The organism is Paraflavisolibacter caeni, assembly GCF_025628885.1.
In the GTDB taxonomy this organism is placed as follows: Bacteria; Bacteroidota; Bacteroidia; order Chitinophagales; family Chitinophagaceae; genus Flavisolibacter; species Flavisolibacter caeni.
Genome location: NZ_JAOTIF010000001.1, coordinates 717,105 through 731,279, shown reverse-complemented (window position 1 = coordinate 731,279; position 14,175 = coordinate 717,105). Strand labels below are relative to the sequence as shown.

12 protein-coding genes are annotated in these 14,175 nt (G+C 40.1%); 9 read left to right on the top strand and 3 right to left on the bottom strand.

Annotated features, from left to right (window positions below):
* The first annotated feature begins 6 nt into the window (after positions 1-6).
* The 9 genes from deoC to sucC all read left to right on the top strand — a co-directional run bounded on the left by deoC (position 7) and on the right by sucC (position 9,747).
* The gene (gene deoC / locus OCK74_RS03020) at positions 7-678 is read left to right on the top strand and encodes a deoxyribose-phosphate aldolase (RefSeq protein WP_279295510.1); all 672 of its coding nucleotides are present in this window, start codon (positions 7-9) and stop codon (positions 676-678) included.
* 56 nt (positions 679-734) lie between these two features.
* A complete protein-coding gene (locus OCK74_RS03015) occupies positions 735-1,187 on the top strand; it encodes an SPOR domain-containing protein (RefSeq protein ID WP_279295509.1) in 453 nt (150 codons plus the stop codon).
* Positions 1,188-1,288: 101 nt separating this feature from the next.
* Complete coding sequence (locus tag OCK74_RS03010; protein WP_279295508.1) at positions 1,289-2,467, top strand: M20 metallopeptidase family protein; 1,179 nt, start codon at positions 1,289-1,291, stop codon at positions 2,465-2,467.
* 168 nt (positions 2,468-2,635) lie between these two features.
* Complete coding sequence (locus tag OCK74_RS03005) at positions 2,636-3,187, top strand: hypothetical protein (protein ID WP_279295507.1); 552 nt, start codon at positions 2,636-2,638, stop codon at positions 3,185-3,187.
* A 229-nt stretch (positions 3,188-3,416) separates the two neighbouring features.
* The gene (locus OCK74_RS03000; RefSeq protein ID WP_279295506.1) at positions 3,417-5,762 is read left to right on the top strand and encodes an NADP-dependent malic enzyme; all 2,346 of its coding nucleotides are present in this window, start codon (positions 3,417-3,419) and stop codon (positions 5,760-5,762) included.
* Positions 5,763-5,792: 30 nt separating this feature from the next.
* The gene (locus OCK74_RS02995; protein ID WP_279295505.1) at positions 5,793-6,530 is read left to right on the top strand and encodes an MlaE family ABC transporter permease; all 738 of its coding nucleotides are present in this window, start codon (positions 5,793-5,795) and stop codon (positions 6,528-6,530) included.
* A gap of 131 nt (positions 6,531-6,661) precedes the next feature.
* Entirely contained in the window at positions 6,662-7,459 is a 798-nt protein-coding gene (locus tag OCK74_RS02990; RefSeq protein ID WP_279295504.1) for a transglutaminase domain-containing protein, read from the top strand.
* Positions 7,456-8,307 (top strand): ABC transporter ATP-binding protein, encoded by an 852-nt coding sequence (locus OCK74_RS02985; RefSeq protein WP_279295503.1) that lies wholly within the window; start codon positions 7,456-7,458, stop codon positions 8,305-8,307. Before OCK74_RS02990 ends, OCK74_RS02985 begins: the two co-directional genes overlap by 4 nt.
* Positions 8,308-8,535: 228 nt before the next feature.
* On the top strand, positions 8,536-9,747 hold the full coding sequence (gene sucC / locus OCK74_RS02980; protein ID WP_279295502.1) for an ADP-forming succinate--CoA ligase subunit beta: 1,212 nt from the start codon (positions 8,536-8,538) through the stop codon (positions 9,745-9,747).
* A gap of 124 nt (positions 9,748-9,871) precedes the next feature.
* Here the strand turns inward: sucC and OCK74_RS02975 are convergent, their stop codons facing one another.
* From OCK74_RS02975 to OCK74_RS02965, 3 genes are all read right to left on the bottom strand, one after another.
* Positions 9,872-12,484, bottom strand: coding sequence for a G8 domain-containing protein (locus OCK74_RS02975; RefSeq protein ID WP_279295501.1), 2,613 nt, complete (start codon positions 12,482-12,484; stop codon positions 9,872-9,874).
* Between the two features lie 294 nt (positions 12,485-12,778).
* Positions 12,779-13,363 (bottom strand): hypothetical protein, encoded by a 585-nt coding sequence (locus OCK74_RS02970; RefSeq protein ID WP_279295500.1) that lies wholly within the window; start codon positions 13,361-13,363, stop codon positions 12,779-12,781.
* 276 nt (positions 13,364-13,639) lie between these two features.
* Positions 13,640-14,005: a TM2 domain-containing protein gene (locus tag OCK74_RS02965; RefSeq protein WP_279295499.1), complete on the bottom strand. Its 366-nt coding sequence runs from the start codon at positions 14,003-14,005 to the stop codon at positions 13,640-13,642.
* Positions 14,006-14,175 lie beyond the last annotated feature (170 nt).

Here is a 14,175-nt window from a genome sequence, read left to right as displayed (position 1 = left end):
AACGCCATGACGATCGCAAAATACATTGACCACACTATTTTAAAGCCCAATACGACACTGGCAGAAATTGAAAAACTTTGTGTGGAAGCCACAGAATACGGTTTCGCCTCGGTATGCGTGCCTCCTTATTTCATTAAAGATGCGGCTCGATTGATCTCTGGTTCCCAGGTTAAAGTTGCCACAGTGATCGGTTTTCCTTTCGGCTACAGTCACTACACTGCAAAAGTCGCCGAAGTGAAACAGGCTATTGAAGATGGCGCTCATGAACTGGATATGGTCATCAACATTGTAGCTTTGAAAAACAAGGATCTTGATTACCTGGAGAAAGAAATAAATGCAATCACGCAACAGATTGCCGGTAGATCGGTTTTACTGAAACTCATTATTGAAAGTGGCATTTTAACAGATGATGAAATTGTTACCTGCTGCGAGCTATACCAAAAATATCCTGTACAGTTTATGAAGACATCAACCGGATATGCAGATAAAGGGGCAACAGTGGAAGCGGTGCAACTGATGCGTCAGCATTTACCGTCTCAAATAGAAATAAAAGCCAGCGGAGGTATCCGGAATTATGAATTTGCCAAAAGCTTATTGGATGCCGGCGCCACCCGATTGGGCTGTAGTGCCAGCGTTGCCATCGCCAAGGGCGAAAGTGTAGCAGGTGCAGGCTATTAACTTTATAGCAACAATGCTGGAACTATTTTTGGTTTTAATATTACAAAAATGAAAAGATGAAATATTTCTTATGGCTTGTTTTGGTGCTTGCCGGAACTACTGGTTTTGCACAAAATGATTCAGCCTTCCGTACCGCTTCGTCTGTCATTGTGCACAAGGATTCACGCATTGATTTGCTGGTAAAGAAACAAACCAGTATCAATGTTGCATCAAAAAAAATGTATGGGAGCACCATGCGTGGCTATCGTTTGCTGGTGATGAATACCAGTAAACGCGATGAAGCCATTGCTGCTAAAACAAAGGTTTACACGTATTTCCCTGAATTGAAAGCTTATCTTGCTTACCAGTCGCCTTTTTTCCGATTAAAAGCAGGCAACTTTAAAACCAGAGACGAAGCAGTGCGTTACCAGCAGCAAATGAAGTCGATGTTTCCTAAAGGGGTTTTTATTGTAAATGATGTCATTGAAGTGAAACCTGTGAAGGATGATAACGAGGAACAGGATCAATAAAACGGTATTGAATCATTGATCTGCATTATTGAAGCTGTAAATCAAAATTTAATGACGTATTCTCTGGGTTTCAACTTAATTTAATTAATTGATTACTGCTTATGGTTATTCAGAAAATTAAAGAATTAGCAAAACAATATACGGCTGAATTCATTGATATAAGACGTTACCTGCATGCTCATCCGGAACTGAGCTACCAGGAATTTGAAACTTCTCAACTCGTTCAGCAAAAGCTAAAAGAATACAATATTCCTTTTGAAATCAAATCGACCACAGGAGTTGTTGGCATTATAGGTGGGAAAAACCCACAATCCAGGATTGTAGCGTTAAGAGCTGACCTGGATGCTTTGCCAATCACTGAACAAAACGATGTACCTTATAAATCACGAAATCCAGGCGTCATGCATGCCTGCGGACATGATGTGCATACGACATGCCTGTTAGGTGCAGCTAAGATTCTTTCTCAAACAAAAGACCAATGGGAAGGAACAGTAAAATTGATATTTCAACCTGGTGAAGAAAAGAACCCTGGAGGTGCTAGTCTTCTGATTAAAGAAGGTGTACTCGAAAACCCTAAACCTCAAAGCATTTTCGCGTTGCACGTAAATCCACAGCTCGAAGTAGGCTTGCTCAGTTTCCGTGCAGGAAAGGTAATGGCGAGTGCTGATGAAATTTATATTACTGTCAAAGGAAAAGGCGGCCATGCGGCTACCCCACACCTGACTTCTGATCCTATTTTGATTGCCTCTCATCTTGTTGTAAGCTTGCAACAAATTATCAGCCGCAATGTAAACCCCTTCTCTCCTTCCGTTTTATCTATTACATCTTTCCAAGGTGGATTTACAACTAATGTAATTCCTACTGAAGTAAAATTAATGGGAACTTTTAGAGCGATGGACGAAGAATGGCGTTTTAAAGCACATGAACTAATTAAAAAGCAAACGCTTGAATTGGTACAAGCCATGGGCGGTGAAGCCGATATTCACATTGATGTAGGCTACCCATGCGTATACAACAATGCAGAGCTGTACCAACGTGCTAAAAGTATAGCAGAAGATTTCATGGGTTCCGAAAACGTTCAAGAAACTGAAATGCGTATGGGAGCTGAAGACTTTGGCTATTACTCGCAACAAATTCCGGGTTGCTTTTTCCGACTAGGAACAGCCAATAAAGCCAAAGGTATTACTGCAGGTGTTCACACCCCTCTTTTTAACGTAGACGAAGCTGCTATTGAAATAGGAATAGGTATGATGGCAACCTTTGGAGCTACTGCAAAATAAGTTTGTCGTTACTAATTCTGTGTGATGATAATAAGAAACCACTTTCCTGATCCGGTAAGTGCAAACCAGGAAAGTGGTTTTAATGGTCAGTTCAATCATCAACTATAAACTAAATATTACATATTCCTTCCTCTAGAACCAGAGTTCTTTCCTGAAGAAGAACTTCTGTTGGAAGAGGAACTGCGTCCGGAAGAAGTACTTCTTGAAGTTGAACTCCTTGAGGATGAACTTCCTGGCATATTTCCTTTTCCGGTTGAAGAGCCTCTCATGTTTGAAGCAGATGTTTTACTGCCGCTTGATGAAGCTTTACTGCTTGAAGAACCTGCTCTTCCTGCTATTGTACTTCTTTCATTTGAAGAAGCGCCCCTTGCAGATGAGCCACTGGAACTCCGTCCTGATGTTGAAGAAGTTTTTGATGTAATGTTTCTGCTGGTACTTCCCCTGTTTGATGATGCTAAAGATTTGGTTCCGAGTTTTGAACTTGTACCCCTGCTGGTGGATTCACTTCTTGTACTTTTTTCACTTGGGGTACCACCGGTTGTACGTCTGGTGCCCGTGCTGCTTTTTGAAGTTGTAGTACGTCCGCTTGATGCAGCAGAACGGCCACCTGAAGTTGAACTGGAAGTACGGCCGCTTGAACTGCCGGAGCGTGCACTAGAACTGCCGGAGCGTCCGATTGAAGAACTCCTTGAACTTGATGTTTTCGTCGATTGCGACTGACCTGAGCGCCCTGCTGTCGTAGAGCGTTTCTGGCTAGTTGTTTTCTTTTCTGCCATAATAATGGGTTTTATGTACTATTTCAAAACACATGCCATGGCTGCATAATGTGCCCGTAAACGTTTTATCTTTCGCTGCAGAAATCTGTTTGTATTTTGCGCTAAAATTCGAGCTGCCATTAAAACGGGAAATGATTTGAGCAGATGTCTCATTTATTTCTAACCAATATTATATGCAAAACAATTTAAGAAAACAAGAAGCACTGAGGTACCACGCTAAAGACCGTCCTGGTAAAATTGAAGTAGTGCCTACAAAGGAAGCGAAAACCCAACGCGATCTTTCTTTAGCTTACTCGCCAGGAGTGGCAGAGCCGTGTAAAGAAATTGCCGCAAATAAAGAATCCGTTTATAAATACACTGCAAAAAGCAACCTGGTAGCCGTGATCAGTAATGGTACGGCAGTCCTGGGGCTGGGGGATATTGGCCCTGAAGCAAGTAAACCGGTAATGGAAGGAAAGGGTGTATTGTTTAAAATTTTTGCAGACATTGACGTGTTTGACATTGAGATCAACGAAAAAGATCCTGAAAAATTTATACAGATCGTAAAAGCGCTGGAGCCGACTTTTGGGGGCATTAATCTGGAAGATATCAAGGCGCCCGAATGTTTTGTAATTGAAAAATCCTTGCGGGAACAATTGACAATCCCCGTAATGCATGACGACCAGCACGGTACAGCCATCATCAGTGCAGCTGCATTATTGAATGCCCTGCAACTGCAAAAGAAGAAAATAGACAAAGTCTGCTTTGTAGTGAATGGAGCCGGAGCTGCGGCAATGGCTTGTATGGAACTTTATGTTTCCTTAGGTGCATTGCCCGAAAACTTTTATGTATTTGATATTAAAGGTCCCTTACATCGTGGCCGCACCGACCTGGAAGCGTTTAAACTCAAATTTGCAAATGCAAGTGCCGAACTTACGCTGAACACTGCATTGAAAAACGCAGATGTATTTTTGGGCCTGAGTGTAGGAAATGTAGTAACTGCAGATATGATCAAAGGCATGGCCAAAAACCCTATTGTGTTTGCAATGGCCAACCCTGACCCGGAGATAAGCTGGCACGACGCTACTTCAGCCCGTAACGATATCATTATGGCAACTGGCCGGAGTGATTACCCTAACCAGGTAAATAATGTATTAGGCTTCCCCTATATCTTCCGCGGTGCACTGGATGTACGGGCTACACAGATTAATGAACCAATGAAACTGGCTGCTGTAAAGGCTCTCGCCGAGATGGCCCAATCGCCAGTGCCGGATATTGTAAACCTTGCCTATAATACTAAAACCATCACTTTTGGTCCTGATTATATTATCCCCAAGCCACTAGACCCTCGTTTATTAGCGACTGTGGCTCCGGCGGTTGCCAAAGCTGCCATGGATAGTGGTGTTGCCCAGCAACCAATTAATGATTGGGAGAAATACCGAGCCGATTTGAACCGCAGGTTAGGCCTCGATAGCCAGGTTATGGGCATATTAGGCAACAAGGCAAGAAGAGACCCCAAAAGAATTGTGTTTGCCGAAGCGGATAACGCCAAGATCCTGAAAGCTGCGCAAATCATCATTGATGAAGGCATTGGATACCCCATCTTGTTAGGCGACGAAACCAAAATACAAACTATTGCACAAGCCAATGGTATAGACCTCGAAGGGCTTCCTATCTTTGACCCGCGAAGCGATGCCATGGAAGAAAAACGCAATGCCTATTCTGAAGTATTCTTTCAAAAGCGGCAACGTAAGGGCTTTAATTATTATGAGGCTAAAAAGATCATGAAAGACCGAAACTACTTCGGCTGCATGATGGTAGAAATGGGTGATGCTGATGCTATGATTTCCGGCCTGACAAAAAATTATCCAGACACCATTCGTCCTGCACTTCAGGTGATTGGTACGGATGAAGGCGTAAAAAAGATTGCAGGCATGTACCTGATGCTTACCAAGAAAGGACCACTTTTTTTAGCTGACACAACAGTAAACTTTAATCCTACAGCAGAAGAATTGGCAGAGATCACATTGTTGACAGCTAGAGAAGTGCGCAACTTTAATATCATTCCACGCATAGCCATGCTGAGCTATTCTAACTTTGGCAGCAGCAATTCACCGGAAGCAGAATTAGTGGCCAATGCAAGGAAAATTGTAAAAGAACGTATGCCTACATTGATCGTAGACGGCGAAATGCAGGCAAGTACGGCTTTGAACAAAGAACTTATGAGAGAAAACTATCCTTTCAGTGAATTGGTGGATAAGGATGTCAATACAATGATCTTTCCTAACCTTGCATCTGGAAACATTGCATACAATTTATTAAAAGAGCTAGGTGCGGCTGACGCCATTGGCCCCATTTTGTTAGGACTGAATAAGCCAGTGCATATACTGCAACTAGGCAGCTCTGTCCGAAATATTGTAAATATGGGTATCATTGCCGTCACAGATGCACAAACAAAAAACCAAACAGCTACCCAGGAAGCCATTAACCGCTCACCCTGGTGGAAGCGATTGAAACGGAACAGGCAACAGGCAATGTGATCATGAATGAATTACTAATCTTAAATAACTATGAACTTTCTAAGTGAAGTTGGCAAGTATATCCTGATGTTAAAAGGTATGTTTTCCAAACCGGAAAACTGGAAAATGTACTGGAAAGAATTTATGCACCAATGTGCCGAAATCGGCATTGGCTCTTTGGGTATTGTAGCGATCATCTCCATTTTCATGGGCGCTGTATCCACGGTTCAGACAGCCTATCAGCTGGTAAGCCCACTTATTCCCCTTTCTACCATTTCCACCATCGTAAGAGATACTGTTATACTAGAATTCTCCCCTACTCTAGTATCCATTGTACTGGCAGGCGTAGTGGGCAGCAAGATTGCCGGAGAACTGGGGAATATGAGGGTTTCAGAACAAATTGATGCCCTCGAGATTATGGGTATCAACACAAAAGCCTACCTGGTTTTGCCTAAAATCTTAGGAGCCCTGGTGGTGATCCCTATGCTGGTGATCATTTCTATGGCACTGGGTATTTGGGGTGGACGACTGGCTGGCTCCGCAGCGGGTATCCTCTCAGGGACTACATACGATAAAGGACTTTTCGCGGACTTTATACCTTATAATGTTTTCTTTGCCATGGCAAAAGCCTACACCTTTGCATTTATCATTTCCAGCATACCGGCCTATTTTGGCTATCACGTAAAGGGCGGTGCCCTGGAAATTGGTCGCGCCAGCACCAAAGCGGTCGTTGTAAGCTGTATAGCCATACTGTTTGCCGATTATATATTGGCGGCTTTATTATTATAATAATGAAAAAAACAATTATTCGGAATAATGCACTATTGATCTTCGGCATTTTGTCTGTGTTGAACCTCATTATTTTCTATTACAGGGACTATTTCCAGTATAAGGCATATATCAATTACAATTCATTGTATATGCCGTATGATTCTACAGGCTCAAACAAATGGAAAGAATTCTATGAAAACCTAGATAAAAAAGAAATTAAGGAGGCAGACAACATTTTACAGAAGAATACCGAAATAAAGAAAAAAACCTCTACAATAGAAAAAGTTTTAACGATTGGGAATTTTATTTACAATGAATTCCATGCACAAACAGGAATGCCTACCAAGAATTCACTGTATTTATCAGCAATACCACTTTACAGGTTTTTAAAACAAAATAGAAAAGAAGAACTCTGGTGCGGACAATATGCTTCAATGATGCTTACTTTTTGCTGGTCGCAAAACATTGCAACTCGCTATATTGAAATCTTTCATCCTGGAAATCATCATACGATAAACGAATGTTTTATACCAGAATTGGGTAAGTGGGTAATGGTAGATATAACTAATAATATTTTGATATCTGAAACCAGACAGAATGGATATTTAAATTTTGTTGACTTTCATAATAAAGTAAACTCATTTCAGGAAATTTCGTTAGTCAGTTCAACAAATAATAAAATAGGAAAAAGCCTGTTGGATAAGAACAATTCATTTGTAACTACCTATTTTAAAGATAATGATCAGTATTATTTTTACCATCACATAAATTTAAAAAAGGCTTATAAATCAACAGAAAAAATCAAACGCTACTTCTTTCCCATGTATTGGTACGAGATTTTTAGTGAAAATCAATCAACTAATTTATTATTTTTTGTAAAATTAATATTTGTATTTGCCTGGTTATTAAGCCTCATCTATTTACTAAAAACATTGTTTTATATATGATCGAAGTAAAAAACCTAAAGAAGAGCTTTGAAGAGAAGACAGTTTTAGAAGACGTTAGCTGGAAAATGGAACCAGGGCAATGTAACCTGATTATCGGATCAAGTGGTAGTGGGAAAACTGTTTTTATGAAGTGCCTCGTAGGCTTATTCCGGCCCGATAAGGGTGACATTCTATACGATGGCCAGAACTTCACCCAAATGACCATTGAACAGAAAAAAGAGATCCGCAAAGAGATTGGTATGCTCTTCCAGGGCTCTGCCCTCTTCAGCAGCATGACTGTTGAAGACAACATCATCTTCCCCCTGAAAATGTTTACAAACGACAGCCACAAGAAAAAACTGGAAAGGGTAAATGAAGTTTTGGAAAGGGTAAACCTAAAAGGCAGCAACAAAAAGTTCCCGGCAGAATTATCAGGTGGCATGATGAAGCGGGTGGGTATCGCCCGCGCTATTGTGCTGAACCCAAAATATTTATTTGTAGATGAACCCAACTCCGGCCTGGACCCCCAAACATCTGGACTTATTGATAAACTTATTGACGATATCACCAAGGAATATAATATTACAACAGTCATCAATACGCATGATATGAATAGCGTAATGGAAATTGGTGACAATATCATTTATATGTACCAAGGCCGTAAAGAGTGGGAAGGCAATAAAAAGGAGATCATTTTCAGTAAAAATGAACGTCTCAACAACTTCATCTTTGCATCTGAATTTCTAAAAGACGCCAAAGACATGCGGATGCTGGAAGAAACTGGTCATATTCCCAACAACCGAGATATGCAGGAAATCATCAATAACGAGGAGCCTTTGATTCCGCCTGATGAGAATGAGCAGGTGTAGGTAAGGATAGACAGCGGCTTGGATTAAAAATGAAGGATCGAAGTATAAGAACTAATGTTTTTCTTGTTTATTTTTAGCTACCTTCATCTTGTATGGGCATATAAATAATATTAAATTTATTTTTATTTATAAGAAATTCCATAAAATGGCACCAAAATGCCGTAAAAACAAAACAAAAGACTAGAAACTCTTTTACTCACCCCTATCTTTGCGCAAAATTTTTAGGTCATGAACTTGCATGAATATCAGGCGAAAGAACTGCTAAAAAAATTTAATGTCCCCGTACAGGAAGGATATGCCTGTAGCACCCCACACGAAGCCGAAGAAGCTTACCGTCAAATCAAAACTCAATACGGCAGCAACTTTGCCGTGGTAAAAGCCCAGATCCATGCTGGTGGCCGCGGTAAAGGTAAAGTACGCGAAACCGGCGTACATGGCGTAAAAGTGGTAAAATCACTGGATGAAGTAAGCGATACCGCTCAAAAGATCCTGGGAGGTACACTGGTTACCATTCAAACCGGAGAAGCTGGAAAAGTAGTGAACAAGATCCTGGTAGCCCAGGATATGTATTATGAAGGGCCAACCGAGCGGAAAGAATTTTATCTTTCTATCCTGCTGGATCGTGCTAAAGGCCAGAATGTGATTATGTACAGCACCGAAGGGGGTATGGACATCGAAGAAGTAGCGCACCATACGCCTGAAAAAATATACAAAGAGTGGGTACACCCTGGTGGCGGCCTACAAGGTTTCCAGGCTCGCAAAATTGCCTTCAACTTAGGACTCCATGGCGAGGCCTTTAAGAACATGACCAAATTTGTAACCAACCTCTACAATGCATATGTAGGATTGGATTGCAGCATGCTGGAAATCAACCCGCTGTTTAAAGCAGCTGACAATAAAATTGTTGCTGTAGACTGCAAGATGAACCTGGATGACAATGCATTGATGCGTCACTCGGACCTGTCTGCTCTGCGCGACCTCACTGAAGAAGATCCTACAGAAGTAGAAGCAGGCAAGCACAATCTGAACTTTGTAAAACTGGATGGAAACGTAGGTTGCATGGTAAACGGTGCTGGTTTGGCTATGGCCACTATGGACATGATCAAATTAAGCGGTGGTGAGCCGGCCAACTTCCTGGACGTGGGTGGTACTGCCAACGCGCAGACCGTTGAAGCAGGATTTCGCATTATCATGAAAGATCCCAAAGTAAAAGCCATCCTTATTAACATCTTTGGTGGTATTGTACGTTGTGATCGTGTAGCTCAGGGTGTTATTGATGCCTACAAGAATATGGGTAACATCAACATTCCTATCATTGTACGTCTGCAAGGTACCAACGCCGAAGAAGCCAAGAAGCTGATCGACGAAAGCGGACTGAAAGTACAGAGCGCCATCTTGCTCAGCGAAGCAGCAGAATTGGTGAACAAGGCTGTAGCTTAAATAAAAAGTAATCATTACAATATACAATGATCCCGTTCAGCTTCCAAATTGAACGGGATCATTGTTTTAACAGCTATCCTCATCAAAATTACTGGATACCAGCTGTTAACAATAATGCCAATTTTTACTGCATCACGAATTTCTTCTGCATTTGCACAGGACCTTGTATATAATAAATGTAAACTCCAGTCTTAACAAGGTTTATTAATGTTAAATGGGTTAAAGCTCCTCCTCCATGGTTAATGTATTCAACACTTACCACCTGTCCTGCTGTATTCAAAATACGACACATGTATTTACCAGCCGGCAAGTCACTAATCTGCAAAGAAACCTGACCATCCTTAGCAAACACATTCATACCACTATATTTAGCTTCTAACCTAATGCTTACAGAATCGCTAAATATAAACTTACCGCTAGTTTCCACTGCCTTAATTCTGTAAACAATCTTCCCTTCTAAATTATTATTATCTATCCATGTATAAGATGCACTACCATTATCATTCTTAGCAGGAGTTATTCTCTTCACAGCATAAAATATTTGTCCACCAACTGACCGCTCAATATCATAATACGCAATGCCTGATTCTGTTAGATTGGTAAATTCCACTTCCACTCCGGAAGATTGCTTAGAGGCCCTTACATTGTAAAAATGAACTGGCAACACATCAAAACCGGCAATCCCAACAGCAAAGGGTGAAAAAGTAGCAATATTCATTCTGGTAGCCGTGTAGTTAACAGCATCAAAAGTACCTGATGGAGCATCCCAATTTCCATTTGTAAAATGTGAAATACCTAACCCTGTTCCATTTTCAAGAGCTGTCAAGACATTAGTTCCTTCCAGATTCTGGCCTTTAGGCCAGCTCAAACTTATATCTGTCGCTAAATTTTTAGTTCCTGTTACATCCCAAACAACATTGACAACATTCTTTCTTTGGGCTTCTTCCAGGGGGAATCCAGGTTTTCCATTTGCGGTAATACCCTTAAAAACAGTGATCCCGAAATCATTACTCGAGGAGGGTATTATTGTTGCTGGTAAATAATAGGTACCATTACCAACTGGAAATAAATAACTCGTATTAGCTGGAATATTAATTACATGCAAAATTCCCATTTGCCCACTATTATTTACTTGCGTAACAATATGCTTAGTAGCACTGAATGGCTTGCCTAATATTTCTTTTGAACTGAAATTTGTTAATGCTAATGTTTTAGAAACAGGAATCGTTAATAAGCCTTTATTCAAAGTAAGGACTTCATAAACATTAGCGCTTTGGGTCAATTCAACACCATTTTCATTGTCAATGATCAAATTATTGAACGTAGTTATAGAAGAACCATCTACTTTCTGACGGGCAGTTCCATTAAAGGAAATTGTACCAAATCCTGCGGTAAATTGATCTCCATTATTGAACCAATTACCTTTAATACTCAGGACATACTTACCCGCTAATAATAAAGGGGCTCCAGTTAAAATAGTGAAATTGCCATTAACTGTATGGTTTTGCCCAAGCATCCAGCTTTTCTGCATCGTGCCACTAATAATCAAATTATTATAATCAAGATCAGTTACTATCTGAGTATTAATCGGACCATCAGTTGGTGCTGTACTTCGATAGTATTCAACCGTGCCATTAGAACTGAGGCTATTTAAATCCCAATCAACATTAGTGCTGATTCGTTCAAAAGAGGCATCACTACTTCTACCCAAGCCTCCATGATTAATTGTTCTAATATAGCCATTTGGGCCCATAGTCAATTTTGTCATTCCTCCTTGCGGCTTTATTACTCCAATCGGAGAAGTAAAGTCCAAGGTACCATTCACAACAAGAGAGCCGTTGTTTGGAATTGTAATACTAGCAGTTGCCTGGTTCAAAGTAACGCCATCATCAATTGTAAGCGTTCCATTAATTTTAAATATACCTGATACAGATTTGATACCTCCTCCTGAAAGTCTTAAATTTTTATAATCCATTGTATAAATTGTTTGGTCACCATTCCTTGAATATTTAATTGTGGAACTACTTCCATTTAAGTATAGAGCAACGATTCCAGAACCAGGCATAGAGAACGGAATTGCACCAGCAAGATCAAGTGTACCTGTTCCCGGGCTAACATTTAGACTAAGACAAGACGTTGGTCTATTACCTCCATCTGAATCTGCGTCCAAAATGACAGTACCTTTAACCATAACAGAACCTGAACTTATATAGAATAAAGAATGGCCCAGATTATTACCATTTACTTCTGCTCTTACTATAAGATCACCTGAAATTTCTAATTCGGATATAGTCGATGTTAATGTTGAAGAGCATACTTGGATTGGATCTTTTATTATAGACCCAACTTTTACGGATTCACAAAATATCTTACCTCCGCCTTGAATTGTAGCATTAGTGCTATTGCTTGCAGCATTTTGAAGCAAAATCCCTTTGGTAACATTTAAAACAACACCTGGACTCACAGTTAACTGTCCTTGAATAGAACTCGTATTTAAAAATGTAATAGAATTAATTGCTGATGTCACAGAAACGGTAATGGTATGTCCTGGTTGAATAAAGACATTGTCTCCACTTTGAGGAACTACACCACCAATCCATGTACTTGAGGTCTGCCAGTTGCCATTGCCAGCAGATGTAATATCTGCAGCAAAGCAAAAAGAAATGGGAAAAGATAAATTTGAAATAACAATTGCTACAGGGAATAATATCTTCCTGTATAAAGATTTCTTTACCATATATTGAAAGTTAGTTTTGGTGTAGCCTTACACAGGTTAAGCCTAATTCTTATTATTCAGAAGATAAATAATAAGTTCAATATTAAAGACACATTAAATTTATACATGCGCTGTATAAAATGCAAGCTTTTCTAAAGTATTTTTTGCAAAAAACACTTATACGCTACTGAACTTCAATAAGATATGCTTGTCTTAAATATGCACTATCATTAACAAACCCATCTTATCAAAGATTGTCAACAATTAAAAAAGGCCCCACTTATGCGGGGCTTTTCTACTAATCTAAAAACTATTTTACTTTATCTGCATATTTCCAAAACTTCCCTTCACATCAATCCTCGTCTCTACCCAATTCATTCCAATTTTAGGATTATGTAAGCTATTTATATGAAAACTATACGTACCTGCCAATAGCTTCTGCCCGGGGTCATAAGAAGTAAATTGTAAAACACCATCAGCATTCCCAGGATAAAATTCTACATATGAGTATGTGTCTTTTTTATACCTGTAATTCACCTGTGCATCACCCTGAAGTCCGCCAACCGGAGAAGACACGATTGTGTATGCACCTACAAGACCAGGTTTCAGCTTTCCTTCATTAATAGTAAATTTAATATAATCGTTTCCTTGAGGATAAGGAATATCCACTGCCAAAATCAATTGCTTGCCCGTATTGTTGCTGCCAGATATCTTAATGGAATCTCTACTTAGTACAAAGCTCACAGAATCTGCTGTATTGCTGGCAGGATATGTAAACTTTCTTAATAAAGTTGCAGTCTCGTCAGGCAAATTCGAAACCGACCCTGGTTTTTGAACATCTTTTCTGCAAGAGCAGAACGAAATAACAACAATAAAAAGAGGTAAGTAGAAAAACTTCATATGCGCCAGGTATTTGTTCCCAAATCTAAAAGCGCCCCTACATTATGACAAATACAGGCATGTTAATTATTTTATAAGCAAGAGCAGTGGTAACAGACATGTATAAACGGAGCAAATAGACAGGTCTACCAATTCTTTGATGGTAATACAAGCAACAGAAAAATATAGGCCGGTGCGGAGAAAGGAAAGAAATGCACGGTCGACGGCCATATGACTTCATTTAAAGTAACAGCAAACAATCTGGTAGCAGAATCAGTTCAATACTTTAAAGACAACTTATCTCAACACCAATTCTTCCTTCAATTGCTTGATCTCTTCTTGCAACTTTAACTCTCGATCGTGTTTAGCAGCAGCTTCAGCATATCTCTGTACACGGGCAAATCGTTCTTTCCAGATGGCAGCCTGGTCCATTTCAGCCTGCAACGCCTTCATTTTTTCAATCAGGTTGTACCGCTTGACCAGCCAGTTCATGAGAAACAGATCGACCAGTGCACCGATACCGAAAAAGCCAGCTGTACACATCCATATAATTGCAGTCTTTTTCTTTTTCAAATAAAAGCGGTGAAATCCCAGGCAGCCAAAAAAACCAGCCAGCCAAAGCCAATAGGCATTTTGTAAAGATTTTGGTTTGAAATTATCCATTGGTTTAAAAGAATTGTTTTCTTAAAGCCAAAACATAGGGTTATGAGAAAAGGATTTACAAGAAATGCTTATTTCATCAGCAGTTAGTCGTCAATAAATTCTAATGGGTCGGAAGTTGGATAGGATGTTTAGGATCCTTCGGCAAAGTGCGTCTTAGCAAAAGCAATGCC

What these genes read in the sequence shown, in the direction of transcription:
- OCK74_RS02995 (WP_279295505.1), top strand. Translation starts at nt 5,793, where the DNA reads ATGAACTTTCTAAGTGAAGTTGGCAAGTATATCCTGATGTTAAAAGGT.
- OCK74_RS03010 (WP_279295508.1), top strand. Translation starts at nt 1,289, where the DNA reads ATGGTTATTCAGAAAATTAAAGAATTAGCAAAACAATATACGGCTGAA.
- sucC (WP_279295502.1), top strand. Translation starts at nt 8,536, where the DNA reads ATGAACTTGCATGAATATCAGGCGAAAGAACTGCTAAAAAAATTTAAT.
- OCK74_RS03015 (WP_279295509.1), top strand. Translation starts at nt 735, where the DNA reads ATGAAATATTTCTTATGGCTTGTTTTGGTGCTTGCCGGAACTACTGGT.
- OCK74_RS02965 (WP_279295499.1), bottom strand. Translation starts at nt 14,005, where the DNA reads ATGGATAATTTCAAACCAAAATCTTTACAAAATGCCTATTGGCTTTGG.
- deoC (WP_279295510.1), top strand. Translation starts at nt 7, where the DNA reads ATGACGATCGCAAAATACATTGACCACACTATTTTAAAGCCCAATACG.
- OCK74_RS02990 (WP_279295504.1), top strand. Translation starts at nt 6,662, where the DNA reads ATGCCGTATGATTCTACAGGCTCAAACAAATGGAAAGAATTCTATGAA.
- OCK74_RS02985 (WP_279295503.1), top strand. Translation starts at nt 7,456, where the DNA reads ATGATCGAAGTAAAAAACCTAAAGAAGAGCTTTGAAGAGAAGACAGTT.
- OCK74_RS02975 (WP_279295501.1), bottom strand. Translation starts at nt 12,484, where the DNA reads ATGGTAAAGAAATCTTTATACAGGAAGATATTATTCCCTGTAGCAATT.
- OCK74_RS02970 (WP_279295500.1), bottom strand. Translation starts at nt 13,363, where the DNA reads ATGAAGTTTTTCTACTTACCTCTTTTTATTGTTGTTATTTCGTTCTGC.
- OCK74_RS03000 (WP_279295506.1), top strand. Translation starts at nt 3,417, where the DNA reads ATGCAAAACAATTTAAGAAAACAAGAAGCACTGAGGTACCACGCTAAA.